This window comes from Pararhizobium sp. IMCC21322 (assembly GCF_030758295.1).
Taxonomy (GTDB): domain Bacteria; phylum Pseudomonadota; class Alphaproteobacteria; order Rhizobiales.
Window position 1 is genome coordinate 4161965 of record NZ_CP132335.1, and the last position, 17108, is coordinate 4179072.

At 52.3% G+C, this 17108-nt stretch carries 20 protein-coding genes; 14 read left to right on the top strand and 6 right to left on the bottom strand.

Going from position 1 to position 17108, the window contains the following annotated elements; all coding sequences use genetic code 11:
* Window positions 1–24: 24 nt before the first annotated feature.
* The 3 genes from RAL91_RS19665 to RAL91_RS19675 all read right to left on the bottom strand — a co-directional run bounded on the left by RAL91_RS19665 (window position 25) and on the right by RAL91_RS19675 (window position 2627).
* On the bottom strand, window positions 25–810 hold the full coding sequence (locus RAL91_RS19665; protein ID WP_306257952.1) for a ThuA domain-containing protein: 786 nt from the start codon (window positions 808–810) through the stop codon (window positions 25–27).
* A gap of 45 nt (window positions 811–855) precedes the next feature.
* The gene (locus tag RAL91_RS19670; protein WP_306257953.1) at window positions 856–1539 is read right to left on the bottom strand and encodes a L,D-transpeptidase; all 684 of its coding nucleotides are present in this window, start codon (window positions 1537–1539) and stop codon (window positions 856–858) included.
* A gap of 74 nt (window positions 1540–1613) precedes the next feature.
* Window positions 1614–2627, bottom strand: coding sequence for a LacI family DNA-binding transcriptional regulator (locus RAL91_RS19675; RefSeq protein WP_306257954.1), 1014 nt, complete (start codon window positions 2625–2627; stop codon window positions 1614–1616).
* 209 nt (window positions 2628–2836) lie between these two features.
* Between RAL91_RS19675 and iolG the strand changes: the two genes are divergently transcribed.
* The 11 genes from iolG (at window position 2837) to RAL91_RS19730 (ending at window position 13387) form a co-directional block, all read left to right on the top strand.
* Entirely contained in the window at window positions 2837–3865 is a 1029-nt protein-coding gene (iolG, locus tag RAL91_RS19680; RefSeq protein ID WP_306257955.1) for an inositol 2-dehydrogenase, read from the top strand.
* On the top strand, window positions 3862–4650 hold the full coding sequence (locus RAL91_RS19685) for an SDR family oxidoreductase (RefSeq protein WP_371932441.1): 789 nt from the start codon (window positions 3862–3864) through the stop codon (window positions 4648–4650). The genes iolG and RAL91_RS19685 overlap by 4 nt, the downstream gene beginning before the upstream one ends.
* A gap of 636 nt (window positions 4651–5286) precedes the next feature.
* On the top strand, window positions 5287–5475 hold the full coding sequence (locus tag RAL91_RS19690) for a hypothetical protein (protein ID WP_306257956.1): 189 nt from the start codon (window positions 5287–5289) through the stop codon (window positions 5473–5475).
* A 312-nt stretch (window positions 5476–5787) separates the two neighbouring features.
* Window positions 5788–7524, top strand: coding sequence for an ABC transporter substrate-binding protein (locus RAL91_RS19695; protein ID WP_306257957.1), 1737 nt, complete (start codon window positions 5788–5790; stop codon window positions 7522–7524).
* A 98-nt stretch (window positions 7525–7622) separates the two neighbouring features.
* Window positions 7623–8687: an ABC transporter ATP-binding protein gene (locus RAL91_RS19700; protein ID WP_306257958.1), complete on the top strand. Its 1065-nt coding sequence runs from the start codon at window positions 7623–7625 to the stop codon at window positions 8685–8687.
* Window positions 8688–8698: 11 nt separating this feature from the next.
* Window positions 8699–9826: an ABC transporter ATP-binding protein gene (locus tag RAL91_RS19705; protein ID WP_306257959.1), complete on the top strand. Its 1128-nt coding sequence runs from the start codon at window positions 8699–8701 to the stop codon at window positions 9824–9826.
* Window positions 9823–10689, top strand: coding sequence for a carbohydrate ABC transporter permease (locus RAL91_RS19710; protein WP_306263014.1), 867 nt, complete (start codon window positions 9823–9825; stop codon window positions 10687–10689). Before RAL91_RS19705 ends, RAL91_RS19710 begins: the two co-directional genes overlap by 4 nt.
* Before the next feature lie 11 nt (window positions 10690–10700).
* Complete coding sequence (locus RAL91_RS19715) at window positions 10701–11498, top strand: carbohydrate ABC transporter permease (RefSeq protein ID WP_306257960.1); 798 nt, start codon at window positions 10701–10703, stop codon at window positions 11496–11498.
* Between the two features lie 12 nt (window positions 11499–11510).
* Window positions 11511–11789 (top strand): DUF2160 domain-containing protein, encoded by a 279-nt coding sequence (locus RAL91_RS19720; RefSeq protein WP_306257961.1) that lies wholly within the window; start codon window positions 11511–11513, stop codon window positions 11787–11789.
* A gap of 82 nt (window positions 11790–11871) precedes the next feature.
* Complete coding sequence (locus RAL91_RS19725) at window positions 11872–12267, top strand: BlaI/MecI/CopY family transcriptional regulator (protein ID WP_306257962.1); 396 nt, start codon at window positions 11872–11874, stop codon at window positions 12265–12267.
* Window positions 12254–13387: a M56 family metallopeptidase gene (locus RAL91_RS19730; RefSeq protein ID WP_306257963.1), complete on the top strand. Its 1134-nt coding sequence runs from the start codon at window positions 12254–12256 to the stop codon at window positions 13385–13387. Before RAL91_RS19725 ends, RAL91_RS19730 begins: the two co-directional genes overlap by 14 nt.
* Here the strand turns inward: RAL91_RS19730 and RAL91_RS19735 are convergent.
* The gene (locus RAL91_RS19735) at window positions 13365–13607 is read right to left on the bottom strand and encodes a hypothetical protein (RefSeq protein WP_306257964.1); all 243 of its coding nucleotides are present in this window, start codon (window positions 13605–13607) and stop codon (window positions 13365–13367) included. The two genes, RAL91_RS19730 and RAL91_RS19735, sit on opposite strands and share 23 nt — an antisense overlap.
* 66 nt (window positions 13608–13673) lie before the next feature.
* Window positions 13674–13931 carry a TetR/AcrR family transcriptional regulator gene (locus RAL91_RS19740; protein WP_306257965.1) on the bottom strand — a complete coding sequence of 86 codons (258 nt, stop codon included), beginning with the start codon at window positions 13929–13931 and terminating at the stop codon, window positions 13674–13676.
* 246 nt (window positions 13932–14177) lie between these two features.
* On the opposite strand from RAL91_RS19740, the gene RAL91_RS19745 reads away from it, so the two are divergent.
* Both RAL91_RS19745 and RAL91_RS19750 read left to right on the top strand, forming a co-directional pair.
* Window positions 14178–15050 (top strand): tetratricopeptide repeat protein, encoded by an 873-nt coding sequence (locus RAL91_RS19745; RefSeq protein WP_306257966.1) that lies wholly within the window; start codon window positions 14178–14180, stop codon window positions 15048–15050.
* Window positions 15051–15134: 84 nt separating this feature from the next.
* Window positions 15135–15530, top strand: coding sequence for a hypothetical protein (locus RAL91_RS19750; RefSeq protein WP_306257967.1), 396 nt, complete (start codon window positions 15135–15137; stop codon window positions 15528–15530).
* A gap of 76 nt (window positions 15531–15606) precedes the next feature.
* Here RAL91_RS19750 and RAL91_RS19755 read toward each other — a convergent pair whose 3' ends face one another.
* Entirely contained in the window at window positions 15607–16398 is a 792-nt protein-coding gene (locus RAL91_RS19755) for a crotonase/enoyl-CoA hydratase family protein (RefSeq protein WP_306257968.1), read from the bottom strand.
* A 99-nt stretch (window positions 16399–16497) separates the two neighbouring features.
* On the opposite strand from RAL91_RS19755, the gene RAL91_RS19760 reads away from it, so the two are divergent.
* Window positions 16498–17073 (top strand): TetR/AcrR family transcriptional regulator, encoded by a 576-nt coding sequence (locus RAL91_RS19760; protein WP_306257969.1) that lies wholly within the window; start codon window positions 16498–16500, stop codon window positions 17071–17073.
* Window positions 17074–17108 lie beyond the last annotated feature (35 nt).

The following is a 17108-nucleotide window of genomic DNA, read 5'->3' on the forward strand; positions in this document are numbered from 1 at the left end:
CTAATTTGGAACGTCGTCTAAACCTTAGCGAAAACCGGCTTCGCCATCCTTGTGCAACCTTGGGCCTTTTTCCACCAAAGGCTCCAATGCCTGCTCAACAGGGCGGTTGGTGCCATCATCTACGCCAGTCCAGGCCGGCGCATCAGAATGAGCCCAGTGGACAGCATTCTTCAACACCTGTTTGACATCTTCATTGTGATAAATCGGGTAGGTCTCGTGGCCTGGTCGGAAATAGAAAATCTTGCCTGCGCCGCGCTGATAGGTCAGACCGGAGCGAAACACTTCCCCACCTTCAAACCAACTTACGAGCACAGTTTCCATCGGCTCGGGGACCGTAAACGGTTCGCCATACATCTCTGCATTGGGCAAGTCGATATAAGCACCAAGCCCCTGCACAATCGGATGCGCCGGGTTGATCACCCACAAGCGCTCGCGCTCACCCGCCTCACGCCAGGTCAAAGAACAGGGTGTGCCCATGAGCCGTCGGAATATCTTGGAAAAATGCGCCGAATGCAGCGCGATCAGGCCCATGCCCTCCCAGACCCGTTGCTGTACCCGGTCGACGATATCATCAGCCACATCACCGTGGGCAGCATGTCCCCACCAAATCAGAACATCGGTCTCCGCCAGCCGCTCCACAGTCAGGCCGTGCTCAGAATCCTGGAGCACCGCCGTACTGGCAGACAGGCTATCATCTTCATTCAACCCATCCGCAATTGCAGTGTGCATGCCGTCTGGATAAATAGTCTGGACGACCTGACTGCTCTGATCGTGGACGTTCTCGCCCCACACAAGTGTCCGAATGGCCATGGTCAGTTGCCTCAGTGCAAAATGAACTAGTGGAAGGCTTTACCCTTACAGAACAACAACTTCTGCGCCAACATTGACTCGACTATAGAGGTCCACAATATCCTGATTGAACAGACGGATGCAGCCGGAAGAAACCGCTTTGCCAATGCTCCACGGCTCATTTGTTCCATGAATACGATACAGCGTGTCACGGCCATCTTCATACAGATACAAAGCGCGCGCGCCCAGCGGATTTTGCAAGCCTGGCTCCATACCGCGGCGATACTGTTCCAACTCGGGTTGGCGATCAATCATTTCGCTGGGCGGTGTCCAGGTCGGCCAATGCTTCTTGGCACCAATCTTTGCACGGCCACTCCAGGAAAATCCCTGCCGACCTACGCCGATACCGTAGCGCACGGCCTGGCCATCGCCACGAACCAGGTACAAATGGCGGTTCTGTGGATCGATAACGACTGTTCCCGCAGGCTCCGCACCGCGATAATTGACGAGTTGTCGCTGATACTGTCGTGGCACACGCTTTGTGTCCACTGCCGGAATTGGAAAAGGTTCATTCGGCAACGGCCCATAGGCACTGCGATAGGAACTGCTTTCCTGGATCTGGGACCATCGGTCTGAAGAACCGGAACATCCAGCCAGCCCAAGCGCTGCTGCACCCAGCAAAAACGCCCTGCGGGTTGCTCCATGTTTCCCGCTCTCAACGCCAGCGAGTTGTGATGCCTGTTTACTCAACGCTCGGTCCTTCCCAGAACTATACTTTGTTAACAAGTTTTACCGTAACACAGTACCAATAAAGATTTCGTTAGCTATACGGATTCGCGGAAAAACAGATGAAAAGGGGTTGATGGCCCCTTTGCCGTTCCATTCCATCGCCCAAACTGCTCGGCCAACAACTCCATCGCAACCAGTATTTCCCCTTCCGGGTCCTGATCGATAATCACGTCAATAACGCCCCGCTGCAGAAGGGCTTTTCGTTCCGGCGTAATTTCATGGGCAATAAAGGTCACCTCATGCTCGCAGGACTGCATGATAAGCGCCTTTGCAATGCCCTGATTGCCAGCAGATACGCTATAAATGCCCCGAATACCGGGATTATCTCTTAGCAACACCGCCACTTCCGTCGCCAGAGATTCGATTTTTTCCTGAGTCTGTATCTCTTCTATAATGCGGCAGGCCGGATATCGTTCCTTCAAAAGCTCATAAAAGCCGTTTCGCCTTGCATGATGGTCCATCAGCTGATAGCTGCCCGCAACGATAACAATGTCACCGCCTTCAGGCCCCAAAAAGCGCCCCATCAAATCACCGGCCACACGACCAGTCTTGAAATTATCCGGACCGACATAGGCCCGGCGGTCGCTCGTTGAAATATCACTGACGAAACTGAGAACCGGAATAGCAGAGGCTGCCGCGTCAACAGCTTCTTTCACCTGCGGATGCTCATTCACTGAAATCAGCAAAGCGTCGGCCTGCCCACTCATCCGGCGAATAAGTGCTGCGGTTTTATCCGGCGTAAGAATATCGAAGTAATGCAGTGACAGTTGAATATTGTGTACGGAAAATACCTGGTTGGCGCGCAATACGCCTTGGCGTACCCGTTCAAAGAAAGGGTTGCTGGGATGCTGGGTCACCACAGCCACGCGTAAAATGCGGGTCGGACGTCGATCCAGATTGCGGTCCAGTTTCAGCTTGCGTGCCCATTCCATGACCACGCGTTCCTTTTCAGGATTAACGCCGCCACGATGGTTCAACACCCGGTCGACCGTTGCAATACTCAACCCGCAGGCTTCAGCTACCTGCTGCAGGGTTGGCTTTTGTCCCATAGTCCATGCGCTCCCAACTGCGCCCGTCTGCACACTTCGTTGGCTCAGGCTTGATGGGTTTCCATCAACTTCACCCGATCTGTCAATGCCCTTCTCGCCTAAGCTTTGGCCAAAATGCAGTCAAAACTCAATTTCGGGAGAAAAATACCGATTATGACCCTGGATTTTCACATTTCTAACCTCCCTTCACGACTTCCAAGGGTTCAACCATGACCGGGATTGCGCTTCTGGGTGCTGGTCGTATCGGACAAGTTCATGCCAAGGCCATTGCCGAGGCCGGTGCGACCCTCGTCAGTGTCTATGATGTCATGCCCGAGGCCGCCAAAACATTTGCAGATAGGTCCGGCGCAACGGTCTGTGACAGCGCCGACGCCGCCATTCAGCATCCTGGTGTAGACGGCGTTTTGGTTGCGACATCCACCGACACGCATGTCGATCTTATTCTGGCTTCTGCCGATGCTGGCAAGGCTGTGATGTGCGAAAAACCCATCGGGCCCAGCCTCACTGAAGCACGGCGCTGTATTAACGCATTGGGCGAAAGGGCGGACAGGGTGTTCATCGGTTTTAACCGGCGTTTTGACCCCGGACACGCCAAGGTCAATGCCGCTGTCCTGGGCGGCGAAATTGGCACCCTGGAGCAACTGACCCTTACCAGCCGCGACCCCTATCCGCCCCCCTTGGAATACATTCCTGTATCTGGCGGGCTTTTCCGCGACATGATGATCCATGATTTCGACATTGCCCGCTGGATGCTGGGTGAAGAAATTGTCAGGATTTCAGCTGAAGGCAGTGTCGCCGTGGACCCGGAAATCGGCAAGCTGGATGATGTCGACACGGCCATTGTGTCAATGGTCAGTGAAAGCGGCAAACAGATCGTCATTCTAAACTCACGTCGCGCCGTTTATGGTTACGACCAGCGTATTGAAGCGTTTGGCGCAAAAGGCATGCTGATTTCCGACAATCCGTCTGACACCAGCGTCAAGAAGTTTGGCCCCGAGCACTTTGCTGCACCTGACGCCTACGCGACCTTCTTTATGGATCGATACACTGTCAGCTACCGACGGGAAATTGAGGCTTTTGTCCATATGATTCAGACCGGTGGAAAAGCGCCGGTCACGGCGAAAGATGGATTTATGGCCAGCTACCTGGCCGAAGCAGCCACCCTGTCCAGCAAATGGGGACGCTCTATAGAGCTGGACATTGAAGGTCAGGCGACTTGGGGCAATCGCTCCCCATGATGGCAAGCCGGAACGATGGAACAAAAGCGCTGATCACCGGCGGAACGCAAGGTCTTGGCTTGGCGATTGCGCGCCGCTTGATTGAGGAAGGAGCCACCAGCCTCGTCATCAGCGGCCGTGACATGGCACGCGGCGAACAGTCAGCGGCTGAACTGAATGCGCTGGGTGCAAACTGCACCTTCATTCCGGCAGATGTGTCAAAGCTGGATGATTGCAGCAAACTCGTCGCCCGCAGTATAGCGGCCCTTGGTCAGGTGAATGCACTGGTCAATTCAGCAGCTGACACTGGCCGTGGTTCCATCACCGACACCACGCCCGACGTGTTTGAAAACCACTTCAACACCAATGTGCGCGGGCCGTTTTTCATCATGCAAGGTGTCATCAAACACCTTCTGGCAGAGAAAAGTCCCGGCAGCATTGTCAATATTCTGTCCATGTCAGCCCATGCGGGTCAAAGCTTCATGGCGCCCTATTCGGCGTCAAAGGCAGCTCTTTCCACCCTTACAAAAAATGTTGCCAACGCCCACCGATCAGACCGCATTCGCTGCAACGGCATAAATGCAGGCTGGATGGACACACCCGGCGAAGCAAACATTCAAAAGATCTGGCACGATGCCGACGAAGACTGGTTGAAAAAGGCCGAAGCCGCCATGCCAATGGGCCAATTGGTGAAGCCAGACCAACTGGCCGCACTCATCGCCTATATGCTAAGCCCGGAAGCAGGTGTAATGACCGGTTCCATCGTTGATTACGACCAGAACATCGCAGGCGCTTTTCCTGAATAGGAGGCCATAAATTTGCCCAGGTAATCTCCACACAGGTTCCATGCGACCCGCCAGAAAGATTCTCAGGTCCGATACGCAACCTATATTTCAATTGTAGGGCACATCCGCTATCTTCCATCAATCAATGGTAAAAAATTTCCGGTATCTGCAATGACTTCACGATCTCTCTTCAGCAAATTCTGTATCACCGCATTTCTCACCGCATTGCTGGTTCAAACATCGTTTTTGACAGGTACTGCCGGCGCGCAACAAAGCGATGCCCAGCAAGACATCAGATCGGAATGGGCTCAGGGAATTGTAAATTTGTTCGGCAGCGAAGTGTCATGGCCACTGCCCGAATGGCAAACAGGTCCTGACCCAAAAAAAGACAGCGAGATTTACTAAAACAACAGCGACGATCGCTTTCTATGGGAATTCATTCCCAAGGGTGAAAATTTTTCGAGCTGGAACCAACTCTTTGCAATTCTGGCACAGCGCAATTCCGGGTTAACCTTTGATCAGGCATTCCAAAGCCAAATCAGCGTGTATATGAACACATGCACCCGGCAAAATCTTGACATTCAAGAGCTTGAACGACGTCAACGACATATAATTTTTGTATTCCTCTGTTACGACAGTCCCCTTGGACCCAAGGAAATGGGCTATGGACCGGGAATCGGCGAAATAGGTCTATTTTGGATCGGGGAAGATGATGGTGTGATCATCAAGATATACCAACAATGGCGAGGCAATAGCTTCGTACTTGAAGATCCCTCCACCTGGCCAGCGAGTCAGCAAACTGTCCAGCAGACAATCGGGAAATTCGGCAAAATTGAAGTGAAATAGATTTCCTGAACTCCATCGCCAGGACCGCGCAAACACCTGATCGACAGGTCTTCAAAAACGATGAGATCGTGACCCAGGGAAAAACTGCGCCAGCTGCCCCAATAATTATTTGTAGCAGGCAAACCCGCAGGCGTCTTTACAAATTGGCTTCCAGCGCATTATGCGGTCTTACATATTTTAATTAATACTATCAGATATTTACGTGAAATAAACTCATCTACTAAGAATTTAGTTGACAATTCTTCCCCGCTTCCGCGATGGTTGCGCAATGCCAGCACAAGGTTGGTATAACGCAACTTTGGGAGGAAAAAGATGCGGAATATATTACTAAGCGCAGTGGCGGCGTCAGCCGTAATTGCTGCCTCATCACAGGCATTCGCCGATTCGGCTGCGGCCAAAAAATGGATCGATTCCGAATTCCAGCCATCAGCCTTGTCGAAGGCTGATCAGATGAGTGAAATGGATTGGTTTATCGGCGCGGCCGAGCCATTCAAAGGCATGGAAATCAACGTTCTTTCCGAAGGCATTCCAACACATTCATACGAGTCGGAAGTTCTGACCAAAGCCTTTCTGGAAATCACCGGTATCAAGGTGAATCACCAGATTTTGGGTGAAGGTGAAGTTGTTCAGGCCGTTCAAACGCAAATGCAGACCGAACGAAATCTGTATGATGCCTATGTGAACGATTCCGATCTGATCGGCACCCATTCCCGTCTTCAGTTGGCTTACAATCTGACAGACTGGATGGCCGGTGAAGGCAGCGACGTGACCAACCCCGGTCTCGATCTCGACGACTTCATGGGCACACAATTCACCACAGGCCCTGATGGCGATCTCTATCAGTTGCCCGATCAGCAATTTGCAAACCTTTACTGGTTCCGCAAAGACTGGTTCGACCGTCAGGAATACAAAGACGCGTTCATGGCCAAATATGGCTACGAGCTTGGTGTTCCTGTAAACTGGTCGGCCTATGAAGACATTGCAGAGTTCTTCTCAAAAGATGTGAAGACCATCGATGGTGTCGAAATCTTCGGCCACATGGATTACGGCAAACGCGCACCCGATCTGGGCTGGCGCATGACTGATGCATGGTTGTCGATGGCTGGTGCCGGATCAAAAGGCGAGCCAAATGGCGTGCCGATTGATGAATGGGGCATTCGCATGGAAGCCGGTTCTTGTAACCCGGCCGGTGCTTCTGTTTCCCGTGGTGGTGCAGCAAACGGCCCGGCGGCCGTTTATGCGATCCGCAAATGGGATGAGTGGCTGCGCAACTTTGCACCTCCTGGTGCTGCAAGCTTCGACTTTTATCAGTCCTTGCCTGCTCTCAGCCAGGGCAATGTCGCTCAGCAGATCTTCTGGTACACAGCTTTCACTGCAGACATGGTGAAGCCGAAATCCGAAGGCAACAACACAGTTGATGATGCTGGCAAGCCATTGTGGCGCATGGCACCATCTCCTCATGGCCCCTATTGGGAAGAAGGCCAGAAAGTTGGTTATCAGGATGTGGGATCATGGACGATCCTGAAATCCACACCTGTTGATCGCGCAAAAGCTGCATGGCTCTACGCTCAGTTCGTTGTTTCCAAAACTGTCGATGTGAAGAAGTCCCATGTGGGCCTGACCTTCATCCGTGACAGTTCGGTCAACCACGAATCCTTCTCCGAACGCGCGCCAAACCTTGGCGGCCTGGTAGAGTTCTATCGCTCTCCCGATCGCGTTGCCTGGTCTCCAACTGGTATCAACGTACCTGATTATCCAAAACTGGCACAGATCTGGTGGCAGCAAATTGGTGATGTGAACTCAGGTGCATTCACGCCGCAGGAAGCTATGAACCGTCTTGCCGAAGAGATGGATATCACCATGGCACGGATGGAGCGCGCTGATGTGGCCGCCAATGTCTACGGTGGCTGTGGTCCTCGTCTGAACGAGCCAAAGGATGAATCCGAATGGCTTGGTAAGGGTGGAGCAAAAGCGAAACTCGACAATGAAAAACCTGACGGCATAACCGTCAATTACGACGAACTCGTTGCTCGCTGGGCAAGCAACTAAGTCTCGCCTTCAACAACAAGACCAGCCGGAGCACATGTTCCGGCTGGTGCTCGGCGAGCCACACAAATTCCATCGCTCTCATTGGCTGATCTGTTCTTATGACATTACAAACCAAAGACATCGTCAAGAAAGTCGCCGGTGTCACACACATCAAGCCAACCAGCCTTGTTCTGGAACCCGGCCACTTTAATGTGCTTCTGGGAGAAACAGGATCCGGTAAAACATCACTCATCAAAATGATGGCAGGTCTTGATCCCATCGCATCCGGCACTGTTCTCATGAACGGTCAGGATGTGACAAAACTGACAACCCAAAAACGTAAGATCAGTCTGGTGCACCAGTTCTTCGTGAACTATCCGCACATGACGGTCTACGACAACATTGCCTCCCCCTTGCGGGTTGCAGGCATGAACAAAACAGAAATCGCCGATCGCGTTGAAGAAGCTGCCACCATTCTGCAGTTGAAGCCCATGCTGCAACGACGTCCGCATGAATTATCCGGCGGGCAGCAACAACGTACGGCTCTGGCCCGCGCGATTGCCAAGGACAGCACAGCCGTTTTCCTGGACGAACCGCTGGCCAATCTGGATTACAAGCTGCGCGAAGAACTGCGCGATCAACTGCCGGAACTGTTTGCTGGCCGTGGGGCGGTCGTGGTCTATGCCACATCCGAGCCTGAAGAGGCTTTGCTTCTTGGCGGCTACACCGGCCTTATGCATGATGGTCAGGTCACCCAATTTGGCAAGACTGCTGACATCTATCGCAATCCAAGCAATCTGAGATCCGCCCAGGTCTTTTCCGATCCGCCGATTAACACTGCGCAGATCACCAAAGAGGGCAGCCTTGCGAGACTGGATGCTGATACGTCCTGGCCGTTGCAGGGTGCTGCTGCTGATATGGCCGATGGAACTTACACCGTTGCCATTCGCCCGATTCATGTTCTGCCCTATCAGGATGTACGCCATAGCGTCCCATTGAACGGCACAGTTCAAATTACCGAACTCAGTGGCTCAGACTCCAGCGCCCATTTCAATATGCGGTCCAACAGTTGGGTGTCACTGGCATCCGGCGTTCATGATTTCCAGATCGGTGAAGAGCATCTTTTCTTCATGGACCCTTCGCATTGCTTCTATTTTGTGCCTGATGGCACGCTCGTGGCTTGAGAGAACAGACCATGGCACGCATCACACTTTCAAAACTTCGTCATTCCTACATGGCAAACCCGCAGGGACCAGAGGATTTTGCACTAAAGGAAATCGATCTCAGTTGGGAAGATGGCGGCGCCTATGCATTGCTCGGCCCCTCCGGTTGCGGCAAATCTACTTTGCTCAACATCATGTCCGGACTTGCCAGACCCTCGCATGGACGCGTTCTGTTTGATGATAAGGATGTGACTGATCTTCCACCGGACGCGCGCAATATTGCCCAGGTATTCCAGTTTCCCGTCATCTACGACACTATGACGGTCTATGACAATTTTGCCTTTCCCTTGCGCAATCGCGGCGTGAATGAAGGCACTATCAAAACCCGCGTCCATGCCATTGCCGAGATGCTGGAGGTCGTGCCGTTGCTCTCCACTCGAGCAGCCGGCCTGTCGCCTGACAACAAGCAGAAAATCTCAATGGGCCGCGGCCTCGTGCGCGAAGATGTGAATGTGGTGATGTTTGATGAACCACTGACGGTGATTGATCCGCATTTGAAATGGAAGCTGCGCTCGAAGCTGAAGGAACTGCACCATAAAGTGCGGGCTACCATGATTTACGTCACGCACGACCAGACAGAGGCACTGACCTTTGCCGACAAGGTTGTGGTCATGCAGGATGGCGAAGTCGTGCAGATCGGGACACCGGTCAATTTGTTTGAACGGCCCGAACACACGTTTGTCGGTCACTTTATCGGCTCACCCGGCATGAATGTGCTGCCATGCAAAGTGGATGGTCAGGCCGCTACTTTCGCCGGGCTCCCAATTCCGCTTGAAGGCGGTTTCGACGCTCCCAAAAGCGACAGCACACAAATTGGGGTGCGCCCTGAATATGTCTCCATCACACCGACCGGAATTCCGGCAATTGTGCGCAAAGTTGCAGATATCGGTCGCCACATTGTTGTTGAAGCGGTGGCTGCCGAGACGCACATCCGCGCTGTCATACATGACAGTGCACCTGAGACTGGCGAGACAATCCATCTGAGCTTCCAACCAGCGCAGACACGACTTTATTGCAATGACTGGCTGATCTCGCGCCCGGAATTTTCAGGCAGCAGTCCGGGCACTGCCGGATCAGAAAACCTAGCGGGAGCCGCCTGATGAAAACTCAAAACCAGAAAGCCTGGTTCTTTGTCCTTCCGGTTCTGATACTGGTCGCCTTCAATGCGCTCATTCCAATGATGACCGTGGTCAATTACTCGGTTCAGGAAACCTTTGGTAACAATGTATTTTTCTGGCAGGGGCTGGACTGGTTCCAGCAATTGCTGCGCTCTGACCGGTTTCACGCGGCCCTTGGCCGGCAGTTTATGTTTACCGGTATCATCCTGCTGATCGAAATCCCGCTCGGCGTTATCATTGCGCTGTCAATGCCGCGCAATGGATTTTGGGTGCCCGTCTGCCTTGTGACAATGGCGTTGCCCATGTTGATCCCCTGGAACGTAGTCGGTGCCATGTGGAACATCTTCACACTGCCTGATATCGGCCTGCTCGGTTATTTCATGAACAACACGCTGGGCATCGATTACAATATGACGCGCAGCCCGTTCGCAGCCTGGGCCACCATCATCACGATGGATGTCTGGCACTGGACCTCCCTTGTGGTGCTGCTCAGCTATGCCGGTCTGGTGTCCATTCCCGATGCCTATTATCAGGCTGCCAAGATTGACGGTGCTTCCAACTGGGCCGTCTTCCGCTTCATCCAACTGCCGAAAATGAAGCAGGTTCTGACCATCGCCATTTTGCTGCGCTTCATGGACAGTTTCAATATCTACACAGAACCATTTGTTTTGACCGGTGGTGGACCGGGCAACTCCACAACGCTTCTATCGATTGATCTGGTGAAAATCGCCCTTGGCCAGTTTGACCTTGGACCAGCGGCAGCCATGTCGCTGATCTACTTCGCAATCACGCTTCTTGTGTCATGGCTGTTCTACACGCTGATGACCAAAGATGATGCCAAATAAGGATAAATGAGATGAGCAAACGATACATCATTCCAATTCTCTATATCCTGTTCCTGTTGCTACCAATCTATTGGCTGGTAGCGATGAGCTTCAAAACGACCGGGGAAATTCTCTCTGGCTTCTCATTGTTTCCGCAAACATGGACCTTCGACAATTATAAGGTCATCTTCACCGATCCGACCTGGTATTGGGGCTACATTAACTCCATCACCTATGTGACTCTGAATTCAATCATTTCGGTCGCCGTTGCTCTGCCCGCGGCCTACGCATTTTCGCGCTACCGCTTTCTGGGCGACAAACAATTGTTCTTCTGGTTGCTGACAAACCGCATGGCTCCGGCAGCGGTGTTTGCCCTTCCCTTCTTCCAGCTCTATTCAGCCGTTGGTCTGTTCGACACCCACCTTGCCGTGGCGCTGGCACACTGTCTGTTCAATATTCCCCTGGCGGTCTGGATTCTGGAAGGCTTCATGAGCGGCGTCCCGAAAGAGCTTGATGAAACAGCCTATGTGGATGGCTATTCCTTTCCGCGCTTTTTCATATCCATATTCCTGCCTGCCATCAAAGCGGGCGTGGGCGTAACAGGCTTCTTCTGCTTCATGTTCTCATGGGTGGAATTGCTGTTGGCCAAAACCCTGACCGCAGTTGCTGCAAAGCCAATTGCTGCCACCATGACCAAGACAGCCTCAAGCGCCGGCTATGAACTGGGCCTGCTTGCTGCGGCAGGAACCCTGACAATCATTCCAGGTGCCATCGTAATTTACTTTGTTCGAAACTACATCGCCAAGGGCTTTGCCCTTGGGCGGGTTTAGGAGGGCACGACCATGCTCAGTTGGATGGCCTGGACCTGGCCGACCGCCTTTGTCTTCATCGGCATTTTTTCTGCAATGGGTGTGCTCACCGCCATTGAAATCCGCAGCCCCGGCGGTGCCGAACGCAAAGGCGTTCTGGGGTTGGTAACAACACGCGGCGACCGTCTTTTCATATCGCTGCTGGGATCGGTCTACATCATGCTGGCATGGTTGGGCTTCCTTGGCATGCCGCTTTGGTGGCCGCTGGGCATATGTATTGCCTGGATCATTTTTTGCTTCTGGAAAGTATAGACTCCACGGAAGAACCGGCAAATTAGGAAATTTCATCAATGTAGGGTAGGGCGTGTGACAGGATACAATGTCGGTTAACAAAATGAGAAGACGCAAGACCCACGAATTCCTGACGGAAGTGGAATTGGAATTTATGACGTTGCTGTGGGAACACGGCGACGGGTCTGTGCGTGACGTTTTGGCCAATATGGAACCTGGACGCGATCTTGCTTATACGTCCGCCGCGACGATTTTGCGCATTCTTGAGCAAAAGAATTTTGTTACCAGCGAGAAAATGGGCAAGATACTCATTTACAAGCCCATTTTGACAAAAGATGTCTATCAATCGCGCCTTTTGAAAGATCTCTCAGCCAAATTATTTGATAATACGCCAGCTGCATTGGTCGCGCGACTTGTCGACGACGACGATTTGTCACAAGATGCACTGGAAGAAATTCGAGCACTTCTGGGGAGGAGGCTTGGGGATGACGCTAATTGAAGCGGTCTTAAGCACATATTTCGATATCAATGTGTTGTTGATGGCGACGGCAGGCCTATGGCTTTTCGCGCGTTTTCTGATGAAGCGTTTTTCGTTTCGATACGCATTCACTTCTCAGGCAAGCCTGCTCAAATTTATCATTCTGGCTGCAATTTCGCTGCCAATCCTGTTTTCGATTTGCGTCAACCAGGCATTGTTGTCCGAAAGCGTGCCAATTAATCTGTCAGATTTCGTGGTGTCCCAATACATCAAGGGCAATCTGCACATGAGCCCATTGTCGTTGGAGGCGGTCCTGACAGCGCGGCAAACCCTGACTGCGGAAATCACCTCGCTTGACCATCCCATTACAATTTCAATTCTTGTGGGCATGTTGCTGTGCGCGCTTTACATGGGCCTTCGCTCAATCCTCACAGCTGTTAAACTGCACACTTCACTTCAGTCTGCCTATCCATGGCGCCGCTTTGGAAATGTGTACTTTCTGGTCAGTGATATGGTGCGTGTACCCTATTCAACCCGCACATTCGGCAAACGGTATATCGTGCTACCCTCGTCCATGCTGGCTCGGTCCACTGATTTGAAAGTCGCCGTCGCCCACGAATTACAACATTTGCGCCAGCGCGATGTAGAATGGGAAATCAGTGCAGCCTTGTTAACGCCCATATTCTTCTGGAACCCGGCGTTCCATTTCCTCAAACATCAGATTGAGGAATTGCGCGAATTGTCATGTGATCAGCAGGTCCTGCGCCGTGCCGGCCTGTCCGCACGCGACTATTGCGACTGTCTGCTTCGGGTCTGCGCCAATCGCTTCGAACGCCCCTCGGTCTTTGCTTTGCAAATCCCTAAGGTGTCGCTGGTTGAAACTCAAAGCCGCTTGCTGCGCAAAAAACCGGCGCGCCTGCTTGCCAACCGTGTGCTCTGTGCATTGGATTGCAATGCCAAACGCCAGTCCCGCACAACAGTGACAATTGTCGCGGCCCTGCTCTTGTCCCTGTCAGGCCTGATGGCATTCGCTATTCAAAAGCCCAATGATTGGAGCCACGACCGTTTGATGCTGTCCACAATTGTCAATCTGGACAGGCTGGAACAACGCAATTCAACTATCTTGGGACCGCAATTCTAGCGGTACCCAGCACCTTCGACAACACGATACCACCATCAGCGACGACTGAAATCATATCGGCAAGCGCATCCATATCCAGCTCATCTCGAGGTGGATATTGAGTAGCTATGGCATCCAATTTGGTTCGAAATCTAAGACACCAGTCAAGCATGACCTGACGATTGAAGCGCAGCACTTTATCATCAAACAAACGCTCGCTAAAACAAATACTAGCCATCATTCAACCTGGATGTCCGTTGGACAGATCGTCCAGCATCTCCGCAAAAAGCTTCAGTCCAATAAGCAATTAATGCAAAGGATCATCATCAAGTTCGATCGCTCTGTCGAAGATTGTATCAATGATGGCAGCTTCAGTGTCCGCGTAGCGTTGCAGCAAAGCCAGGGCGAGTTCGTTTTTATCCTTGAAGTGATAGAAGAATCCGCTTTTTGTGATCTCGGCTTCTGCAAAGATCTCATCAATGGAAGTTGCTCCAAACCCTTTGGTCAACACGCCGGTCTCTGCAATGTTCAGCAACCGCTCCCGCGTTAACTGTCCTTTCCGCATTTTTACCACCTCCCGATTTCATTGTACCAAGGGTCAAGTTTTTAAGCTAACACGCCAGGCAAAAGCATCCAGATCTGATTAACTATCTGATTTATTTAAATAATATAAAAATATAAACTTTACCGCAAAGATTCTATTCTTCCGAAAGTTGAAAGTCCATGTTCCCGCCAAGAGTTCCAGACCGATGACGCCTACCAGAAACTGCAACTCGATGTGTTCACAATCTTTTGTCTAAGGAGAGAAAAAATGATTACCGACAAACAAGGAAACACACTCTCTGGTGCCAGCACCGGTTCAGCTGAGTTATTTGACCGTTCCGTTGCGGCGTTCAACATTTACCGTGGTGACCCGGTGGCTCTGCTGGATGAGGCCATTGAACAGACGCCAGAATGCGCCATGGCGCATATCACCAAAGCGCATCTGTATGCGTTGGCAACCGAACCTGATGCCACCGCAGAAGCGAAACGGATAGTCGATACCGCCAGGACACTTGGTATGAATGATCGGGAAAAGTCTCATATCAAAGCCCTCGATTTACTGCTCGCCGGTAACTGGACCGCCGCCGCCATCGCCCTTGATCACCACAACAACACTTACCCACACGATCTGGTCGCTCTTCAATGCGGACATCTGATGGATTTTTATCGGGCCAACGGTCGCAATCTGCGTGACCGGATTGGTCGTGTACTGCCCAAATGGTCAAGCGACATGCCAGGCTATTCGATCCTGCTTGGAATGCACGCATTCGGCCTTGAGGAAACTGGCGATTATGCCCGTGCCGAAGACATCGGGCGCAAGGCAATCGACCTGCAACCCCTGGACTGCTGGGCGCATCATGCAGTGGCGCATGTAATGGAGATGCAGGGTCGCGCGGAAGACGGCATTGGCTGGATGATCGCCCGCGAGCCTCATTGGACAGGCGAAGATAACTTTTTCAAGGTTCACAATTGGTGGCACCGGTCCCTGTTCCATCTTGAACTGGAGCAGAATGACGAAGCCCTGCGTCTCTACGATACAGAGATTGGACGGCACCAAAGCGCTGTAGCCCTTGATCTGGTAGATGCTTCCGCCCTGTTGTGGCGACTTCACCTTACAGGTCATGATGTTGGCAATCGCTGACAATCTGTTGCCGCCGCCTGGGATGCTTATGCCTATGGCAACAGCAACGGCAACGGCTACCCCTTCAACGATTGGCACGCAGTGATGGCCTATCTGGGTGCGGGGCGGCAGGACCGCGTCGACCAGATACTGACCGGCTATCGCAACAGTCCCGATAATGGATCAGAAGTCAGCAAATGGGGAAAACAAACCGTAGTTTCGCTGGTCGAGGGCTTTGCCGCATTCTGGCAGGCAGACTATGAAACCACTGTTGATCGGCTTCACGGCGCCCGCTTTATCGCCAACAGTTTTGGCGGCAGCCACGCGCAACGCGACATCATCGACTGGACGCTGACCGAAGCTGCCATTCGCGGCCAGATGAAGGGCGCTTCCGAGGCACTGGCCAATGAACGCATTGACCTCAAGCCACACAGTCCGGTGAATCGCAATTTTCTGGCAAGAGCCAGCTCAGGTTCAGGCAGCGTAAACGAAGCGGCCTGACAAAAACTTTGAGCATGAGCATTTTTTCCAAAATGCTCATGCTTGTCGTCGCACGCTCACACAAGAGCAGGCAATTTTAACAACCCTGATAAACCGGTTTTCTGCGCTCTTTCCACGCCTGCAAACCTTCATGCACGTCCTTGGTTGCGGCCATGCGTGCAAACTGCTCGCGTTCAATGTTCAACCCCTCATCAATGCTTGTATTGATCCCTCTTGTCATCGCGCCAATAATCCGCGCCACCGCCAGAGGTGAGTGTTGCAACACCCGGTCAGCCAGTTCAAAAGCCGACGACATCAGTTGATCATGCGGAACGATTTTGTTGATCAATCCCAGCTCATAAGCGCGCCGGGGAGAAAATGCCTGGCCCGTCAGCAGAAGTTCCAATGCCCTTTTCCGGCCTGCCAGCCTTGGAAGCCGCTGGGTGCCACCAAAAGTTGGCGGAATGCCTATATTGATTTCCGGTTTGGCAAACATCGCCCTGTCACTGGCAACAGCAAGGTGAACGGCTTCGGTCATTTCGCATCCGCCCCCATAAGCCAGGCCGTTGACCGCTGCAATCATCGGCTTTGGAAAACTCTCCAGCCGAGCTGTCATTATCTGTCCGCGTTTGCAAAAGTCCCGAACCGCGATTTCAACACCTGATTTGATGCTCTCCGAAAACTCATAAATATCTCCACCGGCACAAAAAGCGCGCTCCCCTGCTCCGGTCAGGATGACCGCGCCCACAGCATCATCCTTTTCTATCAGGTCGAGATGCTCCATCAGATTGTCGATGGTCGCATAATTCAACGCATTCAGTTTCTCCGGGCGGTTCAATGTCAAAATGGCAATACGGCCACGGGTTTCATATTGAATATGCTGGGACATTCATTTCTCCTTCATCGCTACGGGAAGGATAGGCTCGAAAACAATTGTATTACACTCACTGGTTAGTATACTTCGTGAAGCAGCATGGAGATATGGGCTATGAAACAACCAGCCAAAGAACGTATTATTGATGCCGCAAATCGCCTGTTTTATGCCGAAGGCATTCGGGCCGTCAGTGTAGATGCCGTTGCGGAAAAGGCAGGCATCACCAAGAAAACGCTCTACTATCATTTCCGCAGCAAGGACAATCTCATCGAGGCTTATCTAACCGCTCGGGATCAGCCAAATCTGGTGCTTTACGAAAAGTGGTTTGATGAGGCCGACGGAACGGTGGCGGACAAGATAGAAGCCATTTTCTTGCAGCTGGCGCAATCTGCACGGCATCCGAAGTGGAAAGGATGTGGCTTTCTGCGAACCGCCGCCGAACTTGCAAACAAGCCCGGTCACCCGGCCATGAAAGTCGGTGCTGCCCACAAAAAGAAACTTGAAACACTGCTGGCGGACAAAATTAGGCAGGCAGGGATTGTGGATGCGGCCGCTTTGGCACGCCATGTCGTATTGCTGCTGGACGGCGCGTTCTCGACAGTGCTGATACATCGGGATCCCGAATACATTGAGGCAGCGGGTAGTGCCGCAAAGTCGCTTGTATTGGCCGCAAATTCCAGCCAGGTTTGATAAACCTCAGGACCAAATAAAATTGGTATCCGGGA

Coding starts and splice junctions, on each gene's coding strand:
- RAL91_RS19665 (WP_306257952.1), bottom strand. CDS start 810: ATGGCCATTCGGACACTTGTGTGGGGCGAGAACGTCCACGATCAGAGC.
- RAL91_RS19675 (WP_306257954.1), bottom strand. CDS start 2,627: ATGGGACAAAAGCCAACCCTGCAGCAGGTAGCTGAAGCCTGCGGGTTG.
- iolG (WP_306257955.1), top strand. CDS start 2,837: ATGACCGGGATTGCGCTTCTGGGTGCTGGTCGTATCGGACAAGTTCAT.
- RAL91_RS19685 (WP_371932441.1), top strand. CDS start 3,862: ATGATGGCAAGCCGGAACGATGGAACAAAAGCGCTGATCACCGGCGGA.
- RAL91_RS19690 (WP_306257956.1), top strand. CDS start 5,287: ATGGGCTATGGACCGGGAATCGGCGAAATAGGTCTATTTTGGATCGGG.
- RAL91_RS19695 (WP_306257957.1), top strand. CDS start 5,788: ATGCGGAATATATTACTAAGCGCAGTGGCGGCGTCAGCCGTAATTGCT.
- RAL91_RS19700 (WP_306257958.1), top strand. CDS start 7,623: ATGACATTACAAACCAAAGACATCGTCAAGAAAGTCGCCGGTGTCACA.
- RAL91_RS19705 (WP_306257959.1), top strand. CDS start 8,699: ATGGCACGCATCACACTTTCAAAACTTCGTCATTCCTACATGGCAAAC.
- RAL91_RS19715 (WP_306257960.1), top strand. CDS start 10,701: ATGAGCAAACGATACATCATTCCAATTCTCTATATCCTGTTCCTGTTG.
- RAL91_RS19720 (WP_306257961.1), top strand. CDS start 11,511: ATGCTCAGTTGGATGGCCTGGACCTGGCCGACCGCCTTTGTCTTCATC.
- RAL91_RS19725 (WP_306257962.1), top strand. CDS start 11,872: ATGAGAAGACGCAAGACCCACGAATTCCTGACGGAAGTGGAATTGGAA.
- RAL91_RS19730 (WP_306257963.1), top strand. CDS start 12,254: ATGACGCTAATTGAAGCGGTCTTAAGCACATATTTCGATATCAATGTG.
- RAL91_RS19735 (WP_306257964.1), bottom strand. CDS start 13,607: ATGATGGCTAGTATTTGTTTTAGCGAGCGTTTGTTTGATGATAAAGTG.
- RAL91_RS19740 (WP_306257965.1), bottom strand. CDS start 13,931: ATGCGGAAAGGACAGTTAACGCGGGAGCGGTTGCTGAACATTGCAGAG.
- RAL91_RS19745 (WP_306257966.1), top strand. CDS start 14,178: ATGATTACCGACAAACAAGGAAACACACTCTCTGGTGCCAGCACCGGT.
- RAL91_RS19750 (WP_306257967.1), top strand. CDS start 15,135: ATGGCCTATCTGGGTGCGGGGCGGCAGGACCGCGTCGACCAGATACTG.
- RAL91_RS19755 (WP_306257968.1), bottom strand. CDS start 16,398: ATGTCCCAGCATATTCAATATGAAACCCGTGGCCGTATTGCCATTTTG.
- RAL91_RS19760 (WP_306257969.1), top strand. CDS start 16,498: ATGAAACAACCAGCCAAAGAACGTATTATTGATGCCGCAAATCGCCTG.